Here is a 25,467-nt window from a genome sequence, read left to right as displayed (position 1 = left end):
TTATCATTCAATCCAAGTGATTTCGGATGCTCAAAAAGACCATGATTTACCCGAATTTGATCTGATCATTTGTGATGAAGCGCATAGAACAACTGGGGCTTCATTGGAAAGTGAAGACAATGAATCTGAATTTATCAAGGTTCACGATAACAGCATCATTCGAGGTAAAAAACGTCTGTATATGACAGCAACGCCGCGTATTTTTAGTGATACTGCCAAAAGGCGGGCGGATGAGATTAATGCCGTTCTCGCATCTATGGACGATGAAACGCTTTATGGCAAACAACTCCATCATTATACATTCGCGGAAGCTGTCGATAATGAACTTTTAACTCCTTACAAGATTGTGGTCTTGGGTATTAATGAAACCTATATCACACCAGCCATACAGGAGATTATTGCCAATGAAAACCGTGAAATTGATTTAGATGATGCGGCAAAAATTATTGGCTGTTATAGAGCACTTACCAAAATAGATAAGCAAGCCGCTGTTGATGATGATGATACAGAGCCCATGCAATGTGCTTTAGCTTTTTGCAAAGATATCAATACCTCTCAATATATAACAAAGCTCTTTAATAAAATTATCAAATCTCATATTGATGATTTCCTTCAAACCGTTCCCTTTCTAAACTGTGAAGTAAGACATATTGACGGAACGCAAAGCGTCAAAAAACGCAATGAGGAATTGGATTGGCTTAAAGAAGATGCGGGGCAAAATGTTTGTCGGATTTTAAGCAATGTTCGGTGTCTGTCTGAAGGGATTGATGTCCCTGCTCTTGATGCCATCATGTTTTTACACCCGCGTAATAGCCAAGTGGATGTGATACAAGCGGTGGGGCGTGTGATGCGCCGTGCTCCAAATAAGAAAACGGGCTATATCATTTTACCCATTATCATTCCTTCACGCTTAGAAGCCAAAAAGGCTTTAAAAAACAATAAGAGATACCGTGTTGTTTGGCAAGTTTTGCATGCTTTACATTCTCATGATGAGAGACTTGCTCGGACGATTAATCAAATGTCTTTAGGACAAGATAGCAGCCATACGATTGAGATTATAGAGATTAAGCGTGAGGATGAATTAAAAGAGCTTACCACAACGGTTGATGAGATCTCGATACCATCAAAAGCAGAAAGTTCTGGACATACCATTGGAACAGCAGAAAGCAAATCTCAATCGGTATCTGGAGGACAAGGAGACTTATTCCCCCATTCTGAATTTTTTGATTTTGTCAAAGCCATTTTTCTGGATAGTTTTAAAATCACGGATTATTGGGAAAATTGGGCGGGTAATGTTGCTGAGATTGCTCAAAACCATATTACGCATCTTCAAAACCTACTTGCCGATGAAAGTAGTGAAGCCTTTCATGCTTTTGATGCCTTTCATAAGGAATTAAAGAACAACGTCAACAGTGAAATCAAGCAAGAGGAAGCGATTGAGATGCTTGCACAGCATCTTGTCACGCGTCCCGTATTTAAAGCCTTGTTTTATGGCAATGAATTTGTACGGAACAATGCCATTTCGCAAGCCATGGAAAAAATCTTAGCTGAATTGGATAAAACCAATATCGAAGAGAAAACGAAAAATCTTGATAAATTTTACAAAAGTGTCACGTTCTGTACAGCGGGCATTACCAAAACGCATGCAAAACAGAATCTTATTATCAAACTTTATGAAAGTTTTTTTGCCAAGGCATTTAAGAAAACCACGGATAGGCTTGGGATTGTTTATACGCCCGTTAAGGTTGTTGATTTTATCATTCATTCTGTTGATGATGTGTTGCGGAATGAATTTGGAAAAAGCTTAGGGTCACGGGGTGTTTCTATTCTTGACCCTTTCACTGGAACTGGAACCTTTATCACACGGCTTTTACAATCTAATCTCATCAAACCAGAGGATATGGAATACAAGTTCCGTCATGATATCCATGCCAATGAGATTGTCTTACTCGCTTATTACATAGCAGCGATTAACATTGAAACGACGTATCATAGTCTTATGAAAGGTGAATATATTCCTTTCAAGCATATTGGTTTGGCTGATACGTTTCAGATGCTTGAAGAGAAAAATCTTCTACAGGAATTATTCAAAGAAAACAGTGAATATTTAGAGCATCAGAAAAATCTAAACATCAAAGTTATCTTTGGTAACCCTCCTTATTCTTCTGGTCAAAGAAGTGAGAATGATAATAATGCAAATGTAGAATATGAAATACTTGATAGAAGTATCCAAAATACGTATGCACTTAAATCTCAAGCAACATTAAAAAGAAATCTCTATGATAGCTATATTCGAGCGATTAGGTGGGCAAGTAATCGCTTAAGTTCTCAAGGTGGTATTGTAGCTTATATTTCTGGAAATGGATGGATAGATAAAGCATTTGCTGATGGCATGCGAAAATGCTTACGAAATGAATATTCTTCTATTTATATCATTAATCTTCGTGGTGATATTCGAAAAAATATAAAATCAAAAGAGCTATCAAAGGAAGGAGGCAATGTTTTTGGTTCTGGAAGTCAAAACGGAATAGCTGTAACGATTTTTGTGCGCAATCCAAATAAAAAACAACCGTGTAAGATTTACTATCATGATATTGGAGATAATCTTTCCACCGCAAAAAAACTTGAGATGCTTCAATACTTTGGTAGTGTTGATGGCATCACAAATAAATCGAGTTGGAAAATAATTACACCGGATGAACATGGTGACTGGATTCATCAACGTGATAACAATTTCAAAACATTTTTAGCTATAGGCGATAAGAAGGGATGTAATTTCAGACTATTTGAAACATTTTCTCTTGGGGTTGTAACTAATCGTGATGCTTGGACGTATAACTCAAGCCATGAAACTTTAAAGAAAAACATGAGTAATATGATTGCCTTCTATAACAGTGAAGTGGAACGTTTTAATGATATCTATCCGCATGCTAGTCGCAAGATACGTACAAAGGCTGTAAATAATTTCGTTGATACAGATGAGAGGAAGATAAGTTGGAGCTATAATGTTAAACAAGAGTTAGTAAGAGGAAAAATCTTTGAATTTGAAAATAGATGCATCACGCAAAGTCTTTATCGTCCTTTTACGAAACAATGGCTATACTGCAACCGTACTTTTAATGAGAGAGTCTATCAAATGCCGCGGATATTCCCTATGGGGAAGGTGGTTGAAAATATGGTAATACAAATTACAGGTACGGGAACTCAATCGGGTTTTTCTGTACTTATGTCTAAAAATTTACCTAATCTTGATGTAGTGGATAAAGGTCAATGCTTTCCACGCTATATTTATGAAGATGCTGAATCCTTGAAAAACAATAAAGAGAAACAATCCCATTTATTTACAGAAAAAAGCACAACAGCTGGTTTACAGAAGCATGATGCCATTACGGATGAAGGATTAGCACATTTTAAAGAGGCTTATCCAAATGAAAAAATTACTAAGGATGATCTATTCTATTACGTTTACGGTTTACTCCATTCGGAAGATTACCGTGCTCGTTATGCTGATAACCTCTCTAAAGAATTGCCTCGCATTCCTTGCGTAAAGAGTGCTGAAGATTTTTGGAAGTTTGTAACAGCAGGACGTGAACTGGGTCATTTGCACGTAAACTATGAAACTGTAGAACCTTATCCCGTGACCTTTAAAAAAGGCAATCCAAAACAGACTGATATCTCTAATCCAGAAAAGTTTTATTATGTGACTGAAATGAAATTCGCAAAAGCAGGTAAAGAGAAAGATAAATCAACTGTTATTTATAACAGCAATATCACAATGACAGATATCCCTCTTGAAGCTTATGAGTATATCGTTAATGGTAGACCCGCTCTTGAATGGGTTATGGGGCGTCAATGTGTAAAGACAGATAAAAAGAGTGGCATTGTTAATGATGCCAATCGCTATGCTGTTGAAACCGTTGGCAACCCTGCCTACCCTCTAGAGTTGTTTCAAAGGGTTATTACTGTAAGTTTAGAGACAATGAAAATCGTTAAAAGCTTACCAAAATTAGAAATTAAAGAAACTGAATAACTTATAAAGCATGCTCACATAATGGGTATGATAAACTCATAAGGGGTATAGAACATAGCGATAATCTATACCTCTCTTGTTAAGTTGATTACCTACCATCTTAAAAGGAGTGTTTATATGCGTTATTCTAAAAAGAAATCCCATCTTAAAGTGAATAGGCTTCTTTTGAATTGCCTTTAAAAGATTATATCGTCATCTAAAATGAGTGCTTTATGCTTTTCAAAAGCTTTGTTTAAAGAGAGTTATGTATATTCATTTTCTTATATTACTTATAGGTTTTGAAGGTGTAAAAACCGTCAAAACCCCCTCAGAACGTATATTATTAGTTGAATTTATAGGTTGTATTATCAATATAGATTGTTTTTTTAAGATCTGTAAAATCTTAACCTATTGAAATATATTGATTTTAATTTCCTCTCATTAAAAAAATAATATAGGCTCTAAAAAGAACTGACAACACTGACACGGTCTATTAAAAGGGATTTTGCTCATCTCTATAATGATCAGTTTCTATTGAGATGTTTTCATAACAGTCTATAAATTACAATTATCCTATTTATCAACTAGTTGTATAACATCATCTAAGGTATAGGTTTTCATGAATCCTCCCCTGCATACTCTTTAATTCTTTTGCAGAGAAATTCATAAAAATTACTTGCGTAATATTGGGGATCGTCAAGTGGAAACTTAAGATAGAGCGGGCACTCTCCATCCCGAAATTGAGTATAATCAAAGTAAAAGGTTTCACCGAAATCAGTTGTGCAGATAACAAGTTGTTTGGGATTCGTAAAGCCATCTCTTCTATCGAGCAAATTTCGGTAAACAATATCACCAGCAGGAATACCTGCGCAGATTTCATAAATACTGAATATTTCTTCACCTCCAATTTCTCCTCCTCCATAATTTTTTAAAAAATTCTTATAGGAAGAGGTAAATCGTAAATCGAGAGTGTTCTCAGCTGTTTTAATCCGTACATCATCAGGGGCATTATCTTGAGTACCAAAATTAATAGCATGACTATGCATATCAACATATTGTGCAACATCTGATAAAGTATAACTTTTCATAAATTTTTCTCCATAAGTCACAGCGTGTTTTTACTCATAATGAGTGTTTCTAATGATCAATCTTTTTCTACTATAGCCAATGAAATTGGGATGAGATTGATAAAATCATAAGAGATATGTTCTTGAAGGAGCTCTTTTCTCATCTGTCTCTGTACAATCATCTCGCATTTACAATATATGATGGAATTAAAGGAGGTGATCATTAAAGTTTAGAGAGCGCCTTTTAGGGACATTACTCCAATATTTGCAATAATTACTTTTTCTTTTTTTCCTACTTAGGAATTTTTTTTTGAAATCCAACCAATAACTTTTCTGATAAAATTTGTCTTTGGATTCATAGGAGCAAGCAAACTCCTGCCTTGATAAAATGAGTAGAGAACCTCAACGAGAGGACTATCTTGTTGTTGTGTCATAGGATGTAACATAATAGGTCTAAAATCGACTCCAATAGGAGCTCTTCCTGATGCCATTCTTTCCAGATTTGTACCTGTTACTATCTGTCCTTTTTCTTTCCAAGAAGAAACTGTTTCAGGCTCAAACAGTTCATCTTCCTGATAAACTTTTTGATCTTTAAATTCCACAGGCTCAGCTGCCCCCATACTTTTTTTCTTTATCCATTTCATGATTCATAATCCCCTCGATTTTTTCAAAATAATCAATGTATTCTGTGTTCTAAATAGACTTAAATAAACTCTCCTTCCAAGAGCGAGGTTATTCCTCGCTAGAAAGCTCTGAGTGATTATCAAAATCTTTTGCTACCCGTTCAATCAAAGCGTAACTCACTTGCTTCACCTTTGCTACTTCTTTGGCTAAAGCTAATGCATGTTCAAGGTGGGTTTTGTTGATGCTCTCGTCAAAGCCTAGGTGATCACCTGCCGTAAAGCTTTTCTGATAAGATTGTAAGGTCTCAACATCACCCAATAAAGCAAGAGCGCCAAGATGAAGTAAAGCATAATCCGTATCGTTTGCTTTAGACGTGGCGCCTTTTTCCCAAGGAGCAGTGCCATAATCAGAGCGAAGTCTTTTAGAAAGGTCAATGTCTGTTACCGCCCATTCTAAAGCATCATCAAGCGCCTGTGTTAAACGATCCGTAGTGACTTCTGGTTCAAAGATTTCCAATCCCTTGGCTTCAAAATTAAGCTGTATATCTGGAATATCTTCCGTGTGGGTAGGATCAATGAATTTACAAGCGGTGGAAAGAATGCCCGTGCTAATCAAAAAGGCGCTATCAAATTGCGGGTAATCTTTGGCAATTTCGTCGTTATAAAGAATGTCTACTTCACGATCAGCCAATTGATAGCTTGCCATATGGTCATTCTCATTGATTTTCTCGGTTGACCAGCCTAAGCTTTTTAAAAGTGCATGAGCACTTTCCATGGTGAGACGATCATCATTGTCATCCACTTCATCCACTTCCTCTGCCTCTTCAACAGAAGTTGTTTTAGAAGCAACAGATGCTGTTTGCGGATCCAAGCTCAAAATCGGTGCATTTTTCGGAAAACCTGCTCGATAACCCCGTGCAAGAGTGAGGAGATTATCAATTCTATATTTTGAGATTTCTTCCACAAAACCTAAAGAATTTCCCTTTCTAAAATTCTCCTTATAAGATTTGAGCTTTTCAACATCCCCAATCAAAACAAGCGCAATAAGGTGACGCGCTACAAGATCAAGTTCACTGTCTGGGGGAAAAGCTACATAATTATAAATGATCTGATTGACATTTTGTCGATCTGCCCATTCAAGTATATCTGTACAAATCTCCTTTAGCTTGCCTCTATCCAATTCAGTAGTAGAAACTGTATAAACTTCTTCTGCTTCTTTGAGGGCTATATATTGAGGCATATTATAAAAAATCTCTTTATGAGCAGAGGAAAAGCCAAGTATTGAAAGGGAAGCCTTAAATGCAACAATCGGCTCTTCTTCATCACTTTGAAGGTTATACATTATATTGATGATACGGTCTTTACTTATAAAATAAGCATTGCGATTGTAGTTTTTATCACGATAAACTGTCCAACCCATTTCTTTTAATTGCTCTGTAACTTTATTGAAAGTAATCAAAGCTTTCGGACCAAAATGTGCTTCTGCTGCTTCTCGCTCATTAAGGATTTTCAGATGTTTTTCAGCAAATTCAACGGCATGGTTAACATATTTTTCTACTTCATCATCATCCAAATCATCATCCAAATGTTCAGAAATCGTACCAGCTTCTAGAAAATTTTTATAAGATTTCAGGGTATCAATTCGACCTGTCAACGCTAAGCAAGCCAAATGCCAGACTATATCTATATTGTAGCTATACTTTTGAACACGTGTTTTGCTTTCTATTGATGCTTGTAAATCTTGGGCACGTGCCCATTGTATTATCCGCTCAGAGATTTTTGTCAACTCTTGCTCATTCAATATTTCTACACAAATATCAATTCCTTTATCAACCCCACGAAAATTCTCTCCTCCAATCGTATTAAAAGATCGATAAATATCCGTAGGTCGTACAAGATTACGTTGTCCACAAAAATGAATATACAAGCAAGCCAAAGAAATCTCTTCATTAGATATTTCAGCTTCGAGATGAATATTGTACTGATCATAGAGATGTACAAAGCCAAAATCTAACTTAATAAAACGATCCGGCAAAACCAACCACATTTTCCCAAGCTCTGTGGCAAACCACCCTTGAATTTTAAAAATGCGAGTTGCTGCTGTAAGACTCATCGACCACTGTTTAGGTTTTTTACGCGCTAAAATGTCATCTAACTCCCCGTTTTTATAAGCTTGCGCAAAAAGAATGAGGCGCTCAATCCACCCTATTGTTTTGTAATCTGAAAATTCTGGTACATGTAATTGGGGTGTAAACTTAGAACTTTTTAAAGCCTCAATATCACCAAGTAATGCTTCTGCAACAGCAGAATGATTGGCTGCTTTTTCACGTAATTTTTGTTCAATATCTTGTGCTTTCGCCCAAGCGATAACCTTATTTAAAGATTCCTTAACATGGCTTTCTGAGAGATCTGAAGCTGTAACATCGAAATCCTCTTTCGCAGAAAACAGCGTATCTTCATACTTATCCTGTGATACTTCACCACTAGCATATTCCCAAGCAAGGCAATAAGCACAGTGGTAAGATCAGCCGATAGCCGAAACTTTCCCCCATCCTCTCCATAATCTACAACATCATAACTAATGCCTACAATGCGATCGGGAAGATGATAATGCGCAAACATACTACCATCTTCAGCACGATAAGGTTCCCAGCCAAGCGTTTTTAAAATCTCTGTCACGTCTTTAGTTCGCATCGCTATTCACTTTCATTCAAAAAGTCCTGGATAATGAAAAACGTTAACGTCAGTTTTGTCTAACTTATTATTCAATTGTTCTTTAATCCATTTTCTATTCTCATTTTCCAATTCTTTCTTACTTCCTTTAAAATCTTTGAAATCTTTTTGATATTTTTCTAAGAACTCTTTGTTATCTTTAAGAAATTCCGTAAATTTGCCTTTTGTGGGCTCTGCATTTCCTTCTTTATATGCCTCTTTTAAAATCTTTTGTTGTTCACTTAATTTAGAATTCTTCCCCGTTTTTACCTCGCCAATTTTTATTTTACCATTCTCTATATAAACAATATCCGCACGAGATCTTACTACCCCCTTATCCGTCTTAGTTTTGAATACTATTTCTGTTTTGCATGTTCTACATCCTTCATCATTTAATTCTTGTTTTTTCTCATCGCGTTTTTTATCATGATGCTTCCTGACTTGTCCAAATATGTTACCCTTTCCATCATTATTGTTTTGTGGTTCTTTATTGTTTCCGTTTTTTTCTTATTTTTACTTTCCTTCTGAGAAGCTTTATTTTTTTCTTCTTTTGAGTTTTGGTTTGTTTTTTCGCTGTCTTCTTCTGCATTTTTCGATGCAAACAAATAGCCAAGGAAATCCGTTATAGCCGTCTTATTGCTAGAGGATCCAACAACAGTTGCTCCGCCAGCCATAAAAAGAGACAGAGCTGCCAACTCTTCTGGTGTAAGCGACACAATGAATGCTGCTACCGCAGGAAGAAAATTATTCTCCGCAGCATTTCCAGCGGCATCCGCGCCAGTATTGACATCACCACCAGCAAGGGCAGCGGCAACGCCCCCTGTAACCCGTGCGACATCAATGGCATGATCGCTAAAGTCAGCAAACTGCGCATCAATCTTTGCGTTTATACGCGCTTCCTCTTCCGGAGTTGGGGTGCGACCGTTTAGATCCCCCATTTCCTCTTTCACAATGCCTTGCACCCACAATTGAAACTGGAGCATGGCTGAGGCTTCGCCCACAGCACCCCCCACAGCACCGGCCGTGCAAGCACCACTCGCAACCGCGCCTTTTAAACAGCCAAGACCAGCGTGGGCAACGATCTGCGTGACCGTATCTATTTTGCCTTCAGCCTTGGCGGTACCGATTTTTTCTGCCAACGATTTGCCAACCGTATCAGACAGGGCAATGCGCAGATTGTTAAAAAAGTTCTTGTCAAGAGAACCACCCTCAAGAGCCGTTTGCACGCCTGTGCCAATGGCGGCTTTGATCAGGTTCTTTTCCGCTTCACGGGCGATACGATCGACAAAAGGAGCCGTTTTAGGCAAAGATTGTCCAACACCTGCCATTTCCGTTATTTGACTGGTTAAGCCCGCCATTAACATCGATGAGACAATGCTGGGAACATTCTTTGAAGAGCCAAGCTCATGCAAGGCGCCGGCAATATTGCCGCGATGATTGACAAAAGCCACAGCGCTTTTGTCAATCAATGCTTGGACACCTGCCTGTATCACCGCATTCATGGCGGTGCTCGAGCCAAGCCCCAATGCACCGGTAATGGCACTGGCAGCACCCAAGGCTGCTCCGCCCGTAACCGCGCCCCCGTGACAGCCAATGCCACGATAGCCGCACCGGCTTCTTTCAGCCCTTGGGCTTTATAATCCCAGTCTTTAAACTCAGCCTTAACTGCTAGCCAATCAACTTTCCTTACAAATCTTAATCAACCCAAAGTAATAGCCTGAAATAGCCGTGTGTCGTATGGAAAATTAAAAACAAAAACCGAATGAAGAAAATGCACTTGAGACTTGCATATGGCTTCACAGGTTTATTGCTGTAAAAGCTTCAAATGATGATATCTCTAATACTTTTCGCTTGTTCTCTTGTGGTAGCTTCCACATGCGAAAATATATGGACTATAATACCTCTTCTCAAGCTTATCAAACTGAACTCAAAGATATTTCCTTATTGATTTTGAAAGAGTCCTTAAAACGCATTTTGCAGAGCAACGTAGAAAGCATATCTAAAAAAATCATTCCAAGAGCAACAGATTTTTCTAAGTATTGTGAAGAGATTGAAAAAGACCTTCTTTCACGCGCCAAAACTCTTCATGAACTAATGATAGGAGAGTTTAAAATAGATTTCTAAAAAGTAGCAAAATAGTGAAAAGTGCTGATCATTTTTGGATTGGATATGCATTTAAAGAGTGATTAAAAAGTTTTTTTAATGTACAATATATTTCTAGAAGCTAAAATAGCTCTATAGTATCAAATTTATAAAGTAAATAAATCCATTAATACAAATTAAGGATTTTAGGATACGCGAATTTCAAAATATTTGTTTTTTTAAACATGAGTAGCCAGCATCAGCGCAAAAAATGTTGCGGCAATTATGATTCCCTTTCGTGTACTTTTGAAATAACAGAGCTTTTCTTTAATCTTTATGAAAGGATTGCCAGTGCGATGGGCTTTGTTGAAAGGTGGATTTGGGTATCAAAATGCAAGTAAGAGTTTGGGATTATGGAGCTCTGTGTTTAAAGCTATCATCAACTATAGATAAATCATAGACGAGGTTAACTAAAATATTAAAAGCAACTGGATGCAATAGAAGACATTGCTATTAAAAGAAAAGCAAATGCTAAAAAGACTAAAAGGTAGTTTGTGTTTTTATATCAGAAAATAATTTAAGAAATTGAGATCATAATTTTTTCACAGGAAATAAATATGTTTACAGATAAGAAGAGAAAAGCCTTGTTTGGCGTTATAATTTTTATATTTGTATGTTTTTTAGGAATAAGAAAAAATCTTGACTTTATTCAGGGTATTTTGACATTCGCGTCTATTTCTTTGGTGATCGTAACAACTGTTTTTGCAATTTTATGCAATTCTAATATCCCTTCTGAGTTGCAAAACAACCCACAATATAAATGCGGCAATACAACAGGTTGGAAGAGATTAACATGTGAGTTACATCAGTATATGCACAGTCTCCTAAAGTTAATAATTTTAGCGCTTGTCGTTTTAATTTTCCCAAGTAGTTATAAAGAAACTGTTTCTTTGCCTGTCATTTCTAAGTACGTGGAGCACAAGTTTTCTTTTTCATTGGATACCGTACTTTGGTACTTAGATATTGCTCTTGGATATTCAAATATTATAATTTGGTACCTTTTTTTAGTCTGTGTATTCTTCCTTATGTTGCGTACACGCAGTTTAATAAATATATCTATTTACACGCTACAGTGCTCTAGTAAAGAGATACAGTAAAACTTACGATTTCATGCTTTAATTTTTCTTTTATATGACCTTCATTATACATACCATTATCATTTTTACTTGTTTTAATAGCAAATTTATGTTGAAAAGTTTAAGTATTAAAGATTATATCAAAATTATTATGTGTCTTTCCAACAAAACTTATGTTTTTAAATGCTAGATTTAATTTATATTTTTTAAAAAGATTCAAAAAATAATTCTTTAAATTATTTTTTTCTTTAAATTTGATACCCAAGTCAAGTTCCTTTTCAGAATAATCATCCGTGGGAAATTCACCTAACAAAAGTTTAGCCATCTTTAGCAAGTTGTCTTCTGATTGCATTGCAAAAAAATCTAATTGTTTTGGTTGTGTATATTTCAGTTTTATTTCTTTAATTAAAAGCAATTTTTTTTCGAACTCTTCCTTACCAACAATATCAGGTGAGATGTCAATCGTTTTCGGGGGAAAAGATTTTTTGTAGTGTAGCTGCAAGAATTTGTTTAACTCTTTATTTGAAGAAAAAAGAGTAAACTCTATAGGAATCAAAATTCCAAAATATTGCTTATTCTGTTCAATCTGATTTTTAGAACGTGGGTTAGGAATATTCTGAAAGTCGTTTTCAGAATCAATAACTTCAGGATTATAAGGACTATTTTCTCCCGTTAAAACATAAATCCAATAGCAGATCTTCGAGTTCACAGAAAAATTTTCGATTATTAAAGTAGCACATTGATTATCACAGTTAAAATCGTATCTTCTTTCCTATAAAAATTTATCAGCATCATTGATATTAACTAATTCTGAGGCTGGATCTATTTTATATTTATAAGAAAAAAAGTTAATGGTATTCATAAAGTTAACATAATTACAATGTCTATAGTCTTATCAGATGGCAGGTGCTTCCCAAGTTATCTTAGTGGCCACGAGAAGGTGGTGTATCCAAAATATATTGTATTGTTTAGAATTAGTTAGTTAAAGATCGAAGCTATACAATTTTAATTGCAAAAGCAATACGAATTTTAGAGAACTCTGCAGTGAAAGCTGCTTAGATTTTTAGAATATGGGCTCCCCCTTCCCGGCTTTTAAGTGGAGGAGAAATCAGTGCATTGAACGAAGCATAGTATCACGTAAAATGGCGTTAATACGCATTTGATATCCTTTCCCTTGACTTTTAAAGTCACGCTAGAACGTCTGAATCCACACGCACTGTTGTAACAGTTTTGGGTGGTTTATAGAATGGATTGCGAACGGCATTTTTCCAGAACGCATCATTGAGTGACGGAATATCTCTATAATCAATTGTATTGTCCGGCATTACAGCCAGTTTATCAACTTCAACTCTCTGTTCATCTGTCAAAGGTGATAAGTTACCTACCTCAATTTTATAACGAACTTTCTTCTTTATAAAGTTTCCTCTCTTTCAAATTGGCTCGCCGTGCTGAAATAATACGGATTACCTCTATGCCATTTTTATCGTCATGGACAATATGCGCTACGAATAGTAATAAAAAAACATCCATGAGCCATAAAGCTTGCTAACCATACTCTCCATTTTCAATACGGTCTTGTTTAGCCATGGAGAATGGATCAGAAAAAACATATGCAGCTATTTCAAAACTTTACACGGTGCTTTCTAAGATTACTTTTTGTTTTAGCTTCATTCCATTCAAATCTCATTTTTATACCTTATATTAATACATTTATAAGGGCACTATATACATCAAGAGTTTTTAGATGAACACTAAATTATCCATGTTTTTATATAATTAATATAATTTAACACTTTTAAAATTAGTGATTAATTAACTAAAAATATTAAAAAAATAATAAATTATTCTAAGGCTTTATGCATATAATATGCAAATCGAATAAAACTTACAAGCCTGTTGAATAAAATGATATTAATTGGCTATTTAGGGGCTGCTCCTGAAAGAAAAAAGAATTTTGGTGCCGAAACATTCAATTTTCGTATGGCTACCTCTGAGAGCTATGCAGATAAAAATACCAATAAAAAAGTGACAAAACAAAATGGTATTCCGTGGTGCTTTTTAATCTACATACATTTGGAAAAACTTGTTCTTCAGTACAAAACTGCCCCTTTTTCCGAATGAATGAGAGGAACGGTTTTTTTTATGGTCAACGCTACAAAAGATGCAATCAGCACTTTCAAGAAACCACTAACAAAAAAACCTAATGAACTTATTAAAACTGTCAGAAAAGGAACCTGTGTCATATACGCTACCCATGGTATTCCAAAAGAATAGACTATCCCAATGCCACCCACAGTATTTATCATAAATAATATTATAAAATTTAACCGCTGCCAAAACAATTCTACCATAAAGCCAATAAAAAATGCAGCAAATGGAAAACTAATCAGATAACCACTTGTAACTCCTGAAAAAACACTAATTCCACCACGACCACTAGGCAATAGAGGTAACCCAATCGCAATAAGAACAAGGAAAAGAAGTGATGCTAACGCTCCCCTTTTTGCTCCAAGTATAGAGCCTGCTAACATCGGAGCCATAGACTGAGCTGTAATAGGGACACCCAGCAAAAAAGGAAGATAAAGAGGAGGAAAAAGACTCAAAACAGCGTAAATAGAGGCAAATAAAGCAATATAAACCAAATCCTTTGTATCCACTGAATTATTCCTTCACTAGGGAAAAGCTTTCGTTATTGTTGTACAATTAATGAAAAGTATCAGATTTATAAAAGTACACTTTAAATGCCTTAGATATAGAGAAAAATACTATAATAATTTATTTTAATAATATTACTTATATGAATCATATTAGATTCTACAATGTTTAATTATATCATAAATTACTATAGTTAAATTCAATAATAGTGATATACGAATATTATATAACAACAGCATAACAAAATAATACATTTATTTTAGTTATTATGCTTTGAATGCATGAGAGGAACAGATCTTTTAATCGCGAGTGCAATAAAGGATGCAATCAACGCTTTTAAACAATCGCCTATCAAAAAAACTGATGAAGCCATTAAAACATTCAGTAAAGAAACTTTGGTCATATACGCTGTCCATGGAACCCCAAAAGAATAAACTATCCCAATGCCACCAAAAGTATTTATCATAAATAATGTTATAAAATTTAACCGCTGCCAAAACAACTCTACCATTAAACCAATAAAAAATGCGGCAAATGGAAAACCTATTAAATAACCACTTGCAATCCCTGAAAAGACACTGATTCCACCACGACCACCAGACAACAGAGGTAATCCAATCGCAACAAGAACAAGAAAAAGGAGTGACGCTAAAGCACCCCTTTTTGCCCCAAGTATAGACCCTGCTAGCATCGGTCCCATCGATTGAGCTGTAACAGGTAGCCCTAGAAGAAAAGGAAGATAAATAGAAGGGAAAAGGCCCAAAATAGCATAAATAGCGGCAAATAAAGCAATATAAACTAAATCTTTTGTATTCATTTAATTCTTCTTTTACTATAAAAACTCTGATTATTACGAGATGCTGTATCAATAGTATCAGCATCATAAGAACGCGCTTCCAATGCTTCAGCCACTTCTGACGCCATTCTTATGGTCCGTATAATTAAAGGTATCGCAAGAGCAACAATGTTAGTATTAAGTCCCCGTGCTTGCTGTGCTTCATGTACCTCATTAAACTTTTCACTCAAAAGAGGAATAAACCTGATCGCCATAGAGATAACCATACTCACTTTTGATGGATTTATACCAAAACAACGAAAGGGCTGGAGGCCTGCTTCAATTGCATCCACCATATCTGACACTTTTGTTGTGAATGAAATAACTGATGATAAAGAAAAGAGGATAACAAGACGTAATATGACCTCAACCCCCGTAAGCCAACCGCTAAAAATAGTTTGAAATACAAATAGAAGAACTAAAAGCAATCCCATCGATTTAAATTGCTTTATCACAGTTTTGAAAGGGATCTTGGCGACTCTATAGAATAAGATGACAAACAACAAAAATAAACCAAGAAGCGCTATGGAAGAAACCATTATTATAAAAGTTCCACACGCCGTAAGAAATAATAACTTAACTCCAGGCCTTAACCTATGAATAAATGTATCCCTCGGAATATATAAACCGATCATGACATTCTTCTTATATACTCCTTTATAGCAACAAAAGGTACATCATCAATTGCTATCTCCCCCTTATCAAAAACCAGCACTCTATCAAACTTTTTCAAAAACTCTAAATCATGCGATACAACTATTGCAGTTTGTGGTAATTCTTCTATCACTTGCGTAACGCGATGCTTATTTCGCAAATCAAGTAATGTCGTCGGCTCATCAAAAATAATGTAGTCTGGTTTCATTGCAACTACACCGGAAATAGCAACGAGTTGTTTTTGCCCACCACTTAATAAATGGACAGCGTGATTTCTGAAATCTTGAAGTTCATAGCGCTGTAAAATTTCATCTACACGCTCCTTAATTTCATCTTTATTAAGCTTTAAATTTTTGAGACCAAAGGATAAGTCCTCTTCAACTAATGGTAAAACAATCTGATTATCTGGATTTTGAAAAACAAATCCAACTTTACGCTTTACTGCTTTTGCATCGCGTTTGGTATCAAGCCCATCAACGCTTACAAAACCATGAGATGGTAATTGGAGCCCATTAATAAGACGAACAAATGTACTTTTTCCAGAACCATTCGCACCTATAATAGCAATTCGTCTTTCGGTAAGCTGTACAGTAATATTTCTTAAAACACACAAATCACCAAAAACTTGTGTTACCTCATCAAATTTTATAATCCCCAAAGTTTATTCCAATCAATCCCTTTTATTAGCCCTTCTTTCTCTATCGTTTCAGTTTATAACCTAAAAGTAATAACAAGCACCATAGAGGAATAATAATGACTGCCAAACTCATATCAGGCATCTGTACAGGAATATATGTTTCAAGAAAAGGCACGCTTATTCCTATCATATCAAAAAGTCGAGTCATCAATCCATTTTGCCCAAAACCACTGACAAACATAATGCAAAACAATAAAGCAAGAAAGCTGAGGCAAAGATAGTTAGCGTAAGGATATAAACCAAATGCATAAATAAAATCGCCCTTTCTGTTCTTATATGCATCGCGAAATTTCAAATGAACAATAACAATAATAGCCCAAGTAATCACTGCTGCTGCAGTTGCAAGAGCCATGATCCGCATGAAACTATTATCAGGAACAAGAGCATTAACAACGACAATCAACGCCGTACATAATGATGAAAAAAGGATAGCAATATAAGGAACACGAGCAGCACTCAGTTTACTAAAAATATGTGGTGCATTTTTTTGTACAGCTAAACTATAAAGCATACGGCCATTAGAATAAATGCCACTATTGTAAACAGAAATAGCAGCCATAATCACCACAAAATTCAAAATATGACCAGCAGCAGGAATTCCTATAGTCTCGAAAATTGTGACAAAAGGACTACCATTTTTTCCAATCATATTCCAAGGGCTGATTATCATAATAACGCTGATAGAACCAATATAAAAAATTATAATCCTCCACATAACTTGACGAATAGCCGCTGGAATTGTTTTTTGTGGATTAGATGCTTCTCCAGCAGCAATACCAATAAGCTCCGTTCCTCCAAAAGAAAACATTACTACAGAAGTTGCTAAAACAACCCCTACTGCTCCATAAGGGAAAAAACCGCCATGGTCCCAAAGATAATGAATATTCGCTTGATTTTCCCCTAGTCCAGTGACAATGAGAAAAATTCCCAAAATAATCATACCAATAACAGCAGCCACTTTGATCAAAGCGCAAACAAATTCAAATTCTCCATAAAAACGAACATTAAACAAATTAACAAATGTAACAAATAAAAGAACAATGAAAGATGTCTTCCAATGATCAATCAAAATCCAATGATCAAGGTAAAACCCTATCACTGTAAGTTCAGCCATGCTCACAAGAATATAAAGAAACCAATAATTCCAACCTGTTATGAAACCAGCTAATCTCCCCCAATATTTATAAGCAAAAAAACTAAATGCTCCTGAAGACGGTTCTTCTACTGACATTTCACCAAGCATTCGCATAATGAAATACATAATAAGCCCGCCGACAAGATAAGATAAAATAACTGAGGGACCAGCTAATTGAATTGCCTCGGTTGACCCATAAAAAAGTCCCGTCCCAATAACGCCACCCAAAGCAATCATTTGAACATGGCGATTTTGAAGGCTACGCTTCAATTCCTCGTGCTTTTTTTCAGACATCATGCCTCACTACTTTTGTTGAACTTAACCTCAACTTTTATTGAAAAATTAGGCACCTCTTTCAAAAAACACAAAACAAACGTAAACTTATTTTCTCATCATAATGCAACTCCTCATTTTTTTGTGCATTATACGTATGTCCCGTTGAAGTTTTAAGAAAAAATATGCTCCACCCTTTATTTAAATTAATGTCCTTCATTTTCGTTACACTAACCATTATAGCATTGGTCATTGATAACGCACACTCTGTAATCACATCACATTGGACAACAACCCCCTTTAATAAAATTTTAATAAACCTTCTGCAAACAGATATCTATCACCTTAATCAATCTCTATGCAAGGTAATGCCTGATTTTCTGTCCTCCATTTGCATTACTCTCACTTATTTACCCGCATGGTCTATCTTTGGTGCTTTAGCAATAGTATTTTGTATCTTAAATTACGAAAAACAAAAGCCTTTTCACAAAATATCATATACATATAACGAAGAGTACATTTGATCTTGAAAAAAACTTCTAGAGCTCTCTGTCCTATAACATAATCGATGTCGCTTAAAACCCCTCACTCTATAAAACAACTGAAAATCACTTGATCATCAGAACAAATTAAAACGCTTTATTATAAATATAGACGCTCACTTATGATTTCTATAGATAACGATAACATCACTTCATTTGTATCAATTTAAAAAAATTAGCGAATAAATCTACCTCCCACCTATAAGAAAACTCTGTACAGAAAAAACTTAAAATATTGCAGTTCATATATTTTTCTATGGCTGCTTCTTTATACTCTACAAAAACTTTTCTTAATTTTCGTACTAGAAACCCCATGTAAAAAAACGTCTTCTAATATCAGCTCTCCTTATAAGATTAGAACTTATTAGAATTAATGAAGAAGCTTATAAAAATTATTCTACAAGTCTAACAAAATGCGTGAAATAAAAACTCATCTGTAAATAATTGCAATTATGATAAAAAATATTTCGCACCTTCTCCCTATTGAGAAAATGGTAAGATAACAGCTTCAGTAACACTCTGTTCTTTTAAATCTGAAAATCGTCTCGCTAAAATATCAACTTTTTAGATATCTCATCCAAACTTTTCCATTGATTAATTACCTCTCGAGAAAGTTCTTCAATGAATTTTTCTTGGTAAGCTAGCTTCATTTCTAGTTCTATCAGCCGATCTTCATCCGACATGATTTTTACTCCCTCTTAAATAAAAAAACGTGATTAATTTTATTAATCCTCCTCCCTTTTTCTTCCCATAAAAATGAGAAGTAACTTTTAAACTAATTCTACTCATCTTATTTGCACATTATAAAGGGTTTATGATGATCTTTATTTTCCCAATCACTTATGCAACAAATTTCTTTCTCAAGAACCAGAAAATGTTTTTATCTTTACTAAGATATCTTGACACCATTTTTCATCCTAAAGATCTACATTCCCAGCTTCTTAATTTAAGTGTTATCGTAAATTGGAAAGCATTTTATAGCATTAAGGTCAAAGAATACTTTCCTCTGACTTTTACATACTTCTCCTTCAAATTATTATCATATTTATAAATTATTGAAAAAATGCATTCTTGCTTTTATACGTACTTTTAGCTATTACCCTCAAATTAGTTTTGTTTTATTGACTTACAAACCTATGCCGCATTAGCTCAGTTGGTAGAGCACATCATTCGTAATGATGGGGTCGCTGGTTCGAATCCGGCATGCGGCACCATTTTATTTCTTAAACATATTGAAATATATAGATTTTTTCTTTAAATAGCCATTTTCAGACCACCTTTTACAGTTTGTATAATTTTATCTAATTTGTTCTTATTTTCTCCTTATTTTTCGTTGAAGTGAATGCTAAAATCTCTTTTTTCCTTCACCTTACTGCTCTCCCTAGCTTGCATGGCTTTGGAAATACACCTGAGGCATCTAATGGCGAATCGTTGTTGTGGATACACTAAAAAGCTGTGCACATTCACGGATTGTTACATATCTATCGCCATCATCAAATATCATTTCATTGCCTTTCTCTTTTTTATGTTATGTAAATGGGCTGGGGGGCTAGGAGGAGAGAACTTCCTATATCTTCAAGCGGCTTTTTGTCAAAATCTTTTTTTGTCTCTTGTGCTATTGCCTAAAAAGATTTCAATAGCTTGATTGATTTGCTTAAGACGCTGCTGGAAACGTAGCCAATACAACACCAGACAAAGGTGATACCATTGGACCCGAACACCCCACAAAATGCTTCATATGAAAAAGACGAAAGCGTTATTCATATGGAAAAAAATATCTGACGGTGAGGTCAGCGATCATAGCAGCTTTTCTTATAGCTTTAGTCAAAGCCTTTTTTCTTGGGAAAAAAGTTGAGAAGCAAAAGCAAACAAAGGAAGCTTTCAAGATAGCGACAACACGGCTTGAGATAGAAAATGAAATTAATAGAAAAGTGATGCTGATGTGCGCACTAAGCTTTCTAGCTAGTTGCGCGACGAATGAATGAACTTCTTGTATTGGATGGCTGCCAATTTATTTGAATCGACAAGATATCAATGTCATTAGTCCAAATTTGGCGAGAGATATTTTAAAACATAATGAACAAGGTGAACGTTTATGTGATTGGAAACATAAACGGAAAATAAAGTGATAAAAATATAATTTCTCTGAAACATCTATCAATGAAAAGATTTAAAAGAGGTGGATACATTCAGATTAGAAAGTAAAAGCACTTAAAGGATTAAAACACTCTGGTGGTCGATTGGGTTTAATTAGAGTGACTAAGGGACGTTTAAGTTGAAACTAAAGGATTGAACAGGTTATATTTGTGTAAAATGATTAAGTCTATTGATGTATTCTAAGGGCATCTTTGTTATCTTATCAAAAGAAGATGAGAAAAGATTTTATGGATAGCACTACTATCGTCGTTCAAAGAACTGATCATACACAAAGGTTCTGTTTTCAACAAAAATAATATCTAGGAGCCGGCATGCTTGAAGAAAAGCAATCTACGGAACTATATAATGAATAATGGTATAGGCTCTATGTGATTTGTAAATGACGTTGCTTCAGCTTCCTAATTATAATAATGATGTTGACGATAAGGCAAATACTTTCGCACTATATCTGCTTTTTCATGCTAAAGTGGCGGGAACACGTTGTGAATGATCTGGGCTGTTAATTTTTCTATAGGTAAATTTCCTATGTGGAAATAACATGCAACTCCAGTAGAGAAAACCAACAACCATTTTTGCTTTTATTTTTTAACTTAGCTTTTTTACTTTCAAAATTCGCCTAGCAATTTCTTGGAAAATATTGCTTTGCTATTTTAAGACAATTTCTTCCTGAAATAAAATCCTTCTTTTAAAATATCACTGTAATATCTTGCAAACTCATGTACTGCTCTTAGAGAAAGTTTGTAATAGGACCGTGCCTTTCATGGCGTTTATTGTGATGTGTATAACGGAAAAATTAAGAGCGCGTATTATCTTTCGACACTCAACCACAATCTTACTTTATCACAATATTTATCTTGAGAAGGTACTTTTACAAAGATACTGATAATCTATAAATCGCCCTCACCTAATTCACCTTCTCGCTCATCCTTCCATGCATTGCTCGTCCACCTTTTAAACTACCTTAAATTTTTGATATAGAATTTTTTCTTTAATTTTTTTATTGAATCATAAAAATGATATGTCTTAATCTCACCTCTATGCATCTTTATACGCTTTGATTCTTATTTCTAAAGCCCAGACAGCCCGCATATCGCACTGTTTTTTATATTTAATATATATTTTTAGATTTATTCGTAACTTGTTAGAAAAGTTGCTATATTTTGATAGAAAATCTTCTATCAATTCACTTTTTTAAAAGGTTCTGAAAGGATTCTTAAAAAGTCTGTAAAGTTAAAGACTATTTAATACGTATTGTTTCTTTTTTAGAAATCAAAATTGGTGATGCCCCATTCCTTACCAGCAATTGTGTTATTTGCAGAGCAATCTGTATAAGATGGTGTAATCTCTTTTATGAAGTTAACTAAAGTTTTTTGAATTTCTAGCATATTGCTTAAAGACAAAAAACTCCCCTTTATTTATGCAAACAGCTTAGACATCGGCTGATAATCCTCTCGCTTATAAAAATCCTTTCTTTATAACCTTCAAAACCACAATTAAAGTGGTAAAAGATAGAACAAGATTTTTAGACGATCATAACGCACAATAAAAATAGACCAGTTTAAATGTTCAATGCTAACACCTGCTAAACAGAGGAAAATAAGTTTTAGCACGCCTTCAAATTGGAAGGGCTTAAGCCCGCGCGCGCTACGATGGGTTTCACCTCTCATCGTACGATTTACTTTCTCTCAAAAATTTAATCGCTGTAAATATAAAAATCTTGAAGCCCGTCTAAATCCGTGAGAGTTTCTGGAGCTTGCTGTATTAAACGTTGAAACTCCTCACAGCTGCTTATCTGAAATGCTAACATTTTTCATAAAAGGACGACAGTGGTGTTGTAACATCCCCAAAAAGTTTACGCCATAACCTGAGAGATTATTGCTGATTTCAGGGGATAGAATCAATTTCAGCTCAAAGAAAATCCCCCCATACCAACAAAAAGGTTTAGTCTACATGCCATGAGGAATGTCCTCAATAATTTTGATAATTTTTTGGTAAAATTTCTTTTGCCACCAATATCAGCTGCAACAGGTGTGGAATTAACAGGATTATAATTTTTTATCCTAAAATGTATCCATCATTTTTTACATTCTTTCATCTATCTTAGCCTTCTTTTCACAGCTTCAAGTGATAAAAAGTAACTGCAATTTAAATTATCTTGCATCGAACAAATTGCTCGCAAACTATCCCTATTGGCTAGATGACAACCCATCATCTATTTAAAGAGAGAAAAACTTTTCTTTTTTATTCAGCGATAAAGTAAATACTATTCAATTACTTATGAGTAGTAATTAGATCAAATGGAAACTGCTAATCTGAGTAATCTTGTACCCGTTTATATAGATTTAGGAAAGCGTGCTGTTATGAATATTCATAAAAATGCTTTAAAAATTGATATCAGCAAAACTTCTGTTAAAAAAAGGAAAAGATGTTCTCTTACTTGCTACTGAAAAAACTGTTCAGATTTGTCTTATATTACTGAAGAGCTTCAAAAAACATGAAGTTATCCCAATAATTACAAGTGTGCCAACAATTCAACTTTGAGATAATATATCTGTGCTAGAGTTATGCCAATCTCACCAATCTGTTGTTGTCTGTGAAGAGCATAGTATCCATGGAGAAGCTTGGAGATGTAATTGTTAAATCGATTATGGAACAAAACATTCTATGCCAATTTGTATCATTATGAATACACAACGACCCCATCTGTAATAAAAATAAACTGGATATTTTTAACAAATTATGAAATAAATCTAGAACACATAAATAGTGTTAGAAATGACATACTATACAAAAAAATATTCAACTGCTTCCTAATATGTTCGCCAGTTCAAAAACATCATAAATCATTGAGTATGCAAGAAAAGCACATTAATTCACGCAGTCTTGCTCTCAGTAAACCAGCTTCTTTTAAAGATAGTACAGGTATTTTTTTCATTGCTTAAAAACGTACTCCATAAAAACAATATCATATCCTTATAATATATTATTCAATAAAATTAATATAAATAATATATATATTATAGAAAAATTATTTATATTGATCCAATTTTATTATAATTAAATGTTACAATAAATACATATTGACATTTTTAATAATTTTATTTATATATCATAATTAATATTATTCTATATTAAAATAAAACTAAATGAGGTTTATATTTTATGCTAATGTGGAAAAATAGTGATTAATATATTATGTTTTTATATAGGAGGGAAAAATGCTCACAGCATTATTTATATCTATTTTTTCTATATCAACAGTTGTTTTGCCTTTAATATCAGCGCTTGTTCCTTTTTATCCATAGAATGAGCTGTTAATAACGTAAATAAAAGATGTATGCAATGTTATTAGTATTTTTTTTGTGTTTATTATTATTAAGATTTTTGCGTTAATATTATTGTAGTTACTTAGTATTTTCTGTGATTTTATAGAGGAGCTTCTTAATCTTTTCTATTTAAATTTAACTATCAACATATTTGTAAAGTATATAATTATGCTCCTCTATAAAAAGACTTTCTTTTTCTAAAATAAGTTATAACATATTGATTTCGTTACTTAAAAATATCTATATTCACTAAACTTTTGCGTGTAATATCTTTGATTGTCTGAGTACCGGTCAGTGTCATAGCTACCCGCATTTCATTAGCAAAAAGATCAAGGAGATGCATAACACCTTTCTTACCTGCTGCTGCAAGCGCATAAACAAAAGCACGACCAATCATAACAGCATCCGCACCTTGTGCTATCATGCGTACAACATCAAGACCAGAACGAACACCTGAGTCCACTAAAATAGTCAAATGATCCTTTACAGCATCCGCAATTGCAGGCAACGCTCGTGTTGTTGATAATACACCATCAAGCTGACGTCCGCCGTGATTAGAAACAACAATACCATCCGCACCAAATTTTACTGCTTCTCGCGCATCTTCTGGATCAAGAATACCTTTCAAAATCATTTTTCCTTTCCAAAAATCGCGAATCCATTGTAGATCATGCCAACCAATTGATGGATCAAAATTTGCACCAAGCCAACCAACGTAATCATCCAATGCAATTTTCTTTTTGAGATAAGTGGAGACATTTCCAAGAACATGAGGGCGCCCCATAACACCAACGTTCCAAGCCCAATATGGATGAGTCAAAGCTTGTAAAAAACGACGTAAACCAGCATAAGGACCAGACATTCCCGAATGCGCATCACGATAACGTGCACCAGGAATTGGCATATCAACTGTAAAAACCAACGTGCGTACACCAGCCAACCAAGCCCGTTCTAGTGCATCACGCATGAAACCGCGATCTTTGAGAACATAAAGTTGAAACCAAAATGCATCTCCAACCGCCTCTTGTACTTCCGCAATGGGACAAACTGAAACAGAGGATAGAGTAAAAGGAATCCCTTTTGCCGCTGCGGCACGCGCTGCTTTTACTTCTCCACGACGTGCATACATGCCCGTTAGCCCAACAGGTGCAAGTACAATCGGTAAATCAAGTGTCTGATCAAAAAGCTTGATTGAAAGATCAACTTCACCAACTTGCCTTAGAATCCTTTGACGCAGTGCAAGTGCTTGAAGTTCTGTACAATTACGTCGCATCGTTTCTTCAGCATAAGCCCCACCATCAATATAGTGAAAAAGAAAGGGAGGAAGACGACGCTTTGCTGCTTTACGATAATCAAGTGTTGAAGAAATAATCATTGATGGCACCATTGTTCCTAAATAAAAAAAGAAGACATCCTAAAACGCATAAAAGCGAATCCGTATACCTACCTATTCGACATCCTCCCAAAACGCTCTATTGAATAGATAGAAGTAACAGAGATTGCAACTTTCTAAAAAAACTAATTGATAAAAACAACGTCTTTATTTCTCTTATCCAAATTTAAA

At 34.8% G+C, this 25,467-nt stretch carries 14 protein-coding genes, 1 tRNA gene and 7 pseudogenes; 6 read left to right on the top strand and 16 right to left on the bottom strand.

The annotated features are described in order from the left end of the window. Nucleotides 1-4,030, top strand: a 4,030-nt coding sequence (locus tag ACFILU_RS06045; protein WP_375675184.1) for a type ISP restriction/modification enzyme, incomplete at its 5' end; no start/stop codon positions are given. 596 nt (nt 4,031-4,626) lie between these two features. Here the strand turns inward: ACFILU_RS06045 and ACFILU_RS06040 are convergent. The 4 genes and pseudogenes from ACFILU_RS06040 to ACFILU_RS06025 form a co-directional block, all read right to left on the bottom strand. After that, a complete protein-coding gene (locus ACFILU_RS06040; RefSeq protein ID WP_375675182.1) occupies nt 4,627-5,097 on the bottom strand; it encodes an SMI1/KNR4 family protein in 471 nt (156 codons plus the stop codon). 275 nt (nt 5,098-5,372) lie between these two features. Next, nucleotides 5,373-5,720: an HNH/ENDO VII family nuclease gene (locus ACFILU_RS06035; RefSeq protein WP_375675180.1), complete on the bottom strand. Its 348-nt coding sequence runs from the start codon at nt 5,718-5,720 to the stop codon at nt 5,373-5,375. Nucleotides 5,721-5,808: 88 nt separating this feature from the next. Further along, nucleotides 5,809-8,393 (bottom strand): annotated as a pseudogene (locus ACFILU_RS06030) (DUF6990 domain-containing protein). Nucleotides 8,394-9,148: 755 nt separating this feature from the next. After that, nucleotides 9,149-10,098, bottom strand: a pseudogene (locus ACFILU_RS06025) (DUF637 domain-containing protein); the annotation flags it as partial. Between the two features lie 188 nt (nt 10,099-10,286). On the opposite strand from ACFILU_RS06025, the gene ACFILU_RS06020 reads away from it, so the two are divergent. Continuing rightward, the gene (locus tag ACFILU_RS06020; RefSeq protein ID WP_375675178.1) at nt 10,287-10,535 is read left to right on the top strand and encodes a hypothetical protein; all 249 of its coding nucleotides are present in this window, start codon (nt 10,287-10,289) and stop codon (nt 10,533-10,535) included. A gap of 575 nt (nt 10,536-11,110) precedes the next feature. Continuing rightward, entirely contained in the window at nt 11,111-11,650 is a 540-nt protein-coding gene (locus ACFILU_RS06015) for a hypothetical protein (protein WP_375675176.1), read from the top strand. 100 nt (nt 11,651-11,750) lie between these two features. Here ACFILU_RS06015 and ACFILU_RS06010 read toward each other — a convergent pair whose 3' ends face one another. The 3 genes and pseudogenes from ACFILU_RS06010 to ACFILU_RS06000 all read right to left on the bottom strand — a co-directional run bounded on the left by ACFILU_RS06010 (nt 11,751) and on the right by ACFILU_RS06000 (nt 13,159). Continuing rightward, the gene (locus tag ACFILU_RS06010) at nt 11,751-12,338 is read right to left on the bottom strand and encodes a hypothetical protein (protein WP_375675175.1); all 588 of its coding nucleotides are present in this window, start codon (nt 12,336-12,338) and stop codon (nt 11,751-11,753) included. A gap of 399 nt (nt 12,339-12,737) precedes the next feature. After that, nucleotides 12,738-13,044, bottom strand: a pseudogene (locus ACFILU_RS06005) (BrnA antitoxin family protein). Next, the gene (locus tag ACFILU_RS06000) at nt 13,022-13,159 is read right to left on the bottom strand and encodes a hypothetical protein (protein ID WP_375637499.1); all 138 of its coding nucleotides are present in this window, start codon (nt 13,157-13,159) and stop codon (nt 13,022-13,024) included. The pseudogene ACFILU_RS06005 and the gene ACFILU_RS06000 overlap by 23 nt, the downstream one beginning before the upstream one ends. 363 nt (nt 13,160-13,522) lie before the next feature. Between ACFILU_RS06000 and ACFILU_RS05995 the strand changes: the two are divergent. Further along, nucleotides 13,523-13,698 (top strand): annotated as a pseudogene (locus tag ACFILU_RS05995) (single-stranded DNA-binding protein); the annotation flags it as partial. A 21-nt stretch (nt 13,699-13,719) separates the two neighbouring features. Here ACFILU_RS05995 and ACFILU_RS05990 read toward each other — a convergent pair. The 6 genes from ACFILU_RS05990 to ACFILU_RS05965 form a co-directional block, all read right to left on the bottom strand. Next, nucleotides 13,720-14,286, bottom strand: coding sequence for a biotin transporter BioY (locus tag ACFILU_RS05990; RefSeq protein WP_375675174.1), 567 nt, complete (start codon nt 14,284-14,286; stop codon nt 13,720-13,722). A gap of 257 nt (nt 14,287-14,543) precedes the next feature. Continuing rightward, nucleotides 14,544-15,101 carry a biotin transporter BioY gene (locus tag ACFILU_RS05985; protein ID WP_375675173.1) on the bottom strand — a complete coding sequence of 186 codons (558 nt, stop codon included), beginning with the start codon at nt 15,099-15,101 and terminating at the stop codon, nt 14,544-14,546. Further along, nucleotides 15,098-15,754 (bottom strand): energy-coupling factor transporter transmembrane protein EcfT, encoded by a 657-nt coding sequence (locus tag ACFILU_RS05980; protein ID WP_273790433.1) that lies wholly within the window; start codon nt 15,752-15,754, stop codon nt 15,098-15,100. The genes ACFILU_RS05985 and ACFILU_RS05980 overlap by 4 nt, the downstream gene beginning before the upstream one ends. Further along, complete coding sequence (locus ACFILU_RS05975) at nt 15,751-16,431, bottom strand: energy-coupling factor ABC transporter ATP-binding protein (protein ID WP_273790432.1); 681 nt, start codon at nt 16,429-16,431, stop codon at nt 15,751-15,753. The genes ACFILU_RS05980 and ACFILU_RS05975 overlap by 4 nt, the downstream gene beginning before the upstream one ends. Nucleotides 16,432-16,471: 40 nt before the next feature. Then, nucleotides 16,472-17,899, bottom strand: a complete 1,428-nt coding sequence (locus ACFILU_RS05970) for an amino acid permease (protein ID WP_375675171.1) — start codon at nt 17,897-17,899, stop codon at nt 16,472-16,474. A 1,069-nt stretch (nt 17,900-18,968) separates the two neighbouring features. Further along, the gene (locus ACFILU_RS05965; protein ID WP_273790429.1) at nt 18,969-19,103 is read right to left on the bottom strand and encodes a SlyX family protein; all 135 of its coding nucleotides are present in this window, start codon (nt 19,101-19,103) and stop codon (nt 18,969-18,971) included. A 455-nt stretch (nt 19,104-19,558) separates the two neighbouring features. Between ACFILU_RS05965 and ACFILU_RS05960 the strand changes: the two genes are divergently transcribed. Next, a tRNA-Thr gene (locus ACFILU_RS05960) sits at nt 19,559-19,634 on the top strand. 87 nt (nt 19,635-19,721) lie between these two features. On the opposite strand, the pseudogene ACFILU_RS05955 reads toward ACFILU_RS05960, so the two are convergent. Next, a pseudogene (locus ACFILU_RS05955) lies at nt 19,722-19,924 on the bottom strand (helix-turn-helix transcriptional regulator). Nucleotides 19,925-20,198: 274 nt separating this feature from the next. Here ACFILU_RS05955 and ACFILU_RS05950 point away from each other — a divergent pair. After that, a pseudogene (locus ACFILU_RS05950) lies at nt 20,199-20,386 on the top strand (hypothetical protein). 655 nt (nt 20,387-21,041) lie between these two features. Here the strand turns inward: ACFILU_RS05950 and ACFILU_RS05945 are convergent. Together ACFILU_RS05945 and lldD are read right to left on the bottom strand one after the other, a co-directional pair. Next, nucleotides 21,042-21,481, bottom strand: a pseudogene (locus ACFILU_RS05945) (integrase); the annotation flags it as partial. Nucleotides 21,482-24,129: 2,648 nt separating this feature from the next. Continuing rightward, the gene (gene lldD / locus ACFILU_RS05940) at nt 24,130-25,278 is read right to left on the bottom strand and encodes an FMN-dependent L-lactate dehydrogenase LldD (protein WP_375675170.1); all 1,149 of its coding nucleotides are present in this window, start codon (nt 25,276-25,278) and stop codon (nt 24,130-24,132) included. Nucleotides 25,279-25,467: the final 189 nt, after the last annotated feature.

Source organism: Bartonella sp. CL100XZDX (assembly GCF_042195375.1).
Classification (GTDB): Bacteria; Pseudomonadota; Alphaproteobacteria; order Rhizobiales; family Rhizobiaceae; genus Bartonella.
Note: the sequence above shows the minus strand (reverse complement) of the source record. Positions and strands in the feature narration are given on the sequence as shown.

Bases quoted from the DNA above. Each gene is read 5' to 3' on its own strand.
- ACFILU_RS06040 (WP_375675182.1), bottom strand. From the start codon at position 5,097: ATGAAAAGTTATACTTTATCAGATGTTGCACAATATGTTGATATGCAT.
- ACFILU_RS06035 (WP_375675180.1), bottom strand. From the start codon at position 5,720: ATGAAATGGATAAAGAAAAAAAGTATGGGGGCAGCTGAGCCTGTGGAA.
- ACFILU_RS06020 (WP_375675178.1), top strand. From the start codon at position 10,287: ATGCGAAAATATATGGACTATAATACCTCTTCTCAAGCTTATCAAACT.
- ACFILU_RS06015 (WP_375675176.1), top strand. From the start codon at position 11,111: ATGTTTACAGATAAGAAGAGAAAAGCCTTGTTTGGCGTTATAATTTTT.
- ACFILU_RS06000 (WP_375637499.1), bottom strand. From the start codon at position 13,159: ATGGATGTTTTTTTATTACTATTCGTAGCGCATATTGTCCATGACGAT.
- ACFILU_RS05985 (WP_375675173.1), bottom strand. From the start codon at position 15,101: ATGAATACAAAAGATTTAGTTTATATTGCTTTATTTGCCGCTATTTAT.
- ACFILU_RS05980 (WP_273790433.1), bottom strand. From the start codon at position 15,754: ATGATCGGTTTATATATTCCGAGGGATACATTTATTCATAGGTTAAGG.
- ACFILU_RS05970 (WP_375675171.1), bottom strand. From the start codon at position 17,899: ATGTCTGAAAAAAAGCACGAGGAATTGAAGCGTAGCCTTCAAAATCGC.
- ACFILU_RS05965 (WP_273790429.1), bottom strand. From the start codon at position 19,103: ATGTCGGATGAAGATCGGCTGATAGAACTAGAAATGAAGCTAGCTTAC.
- lldD (WP_375675170.1), bottom strand. From the start codon at position 25,278: ATGATTATTTCTTCAACACTTGATTATCGTAAAGCAGCAAAGCGTCGT.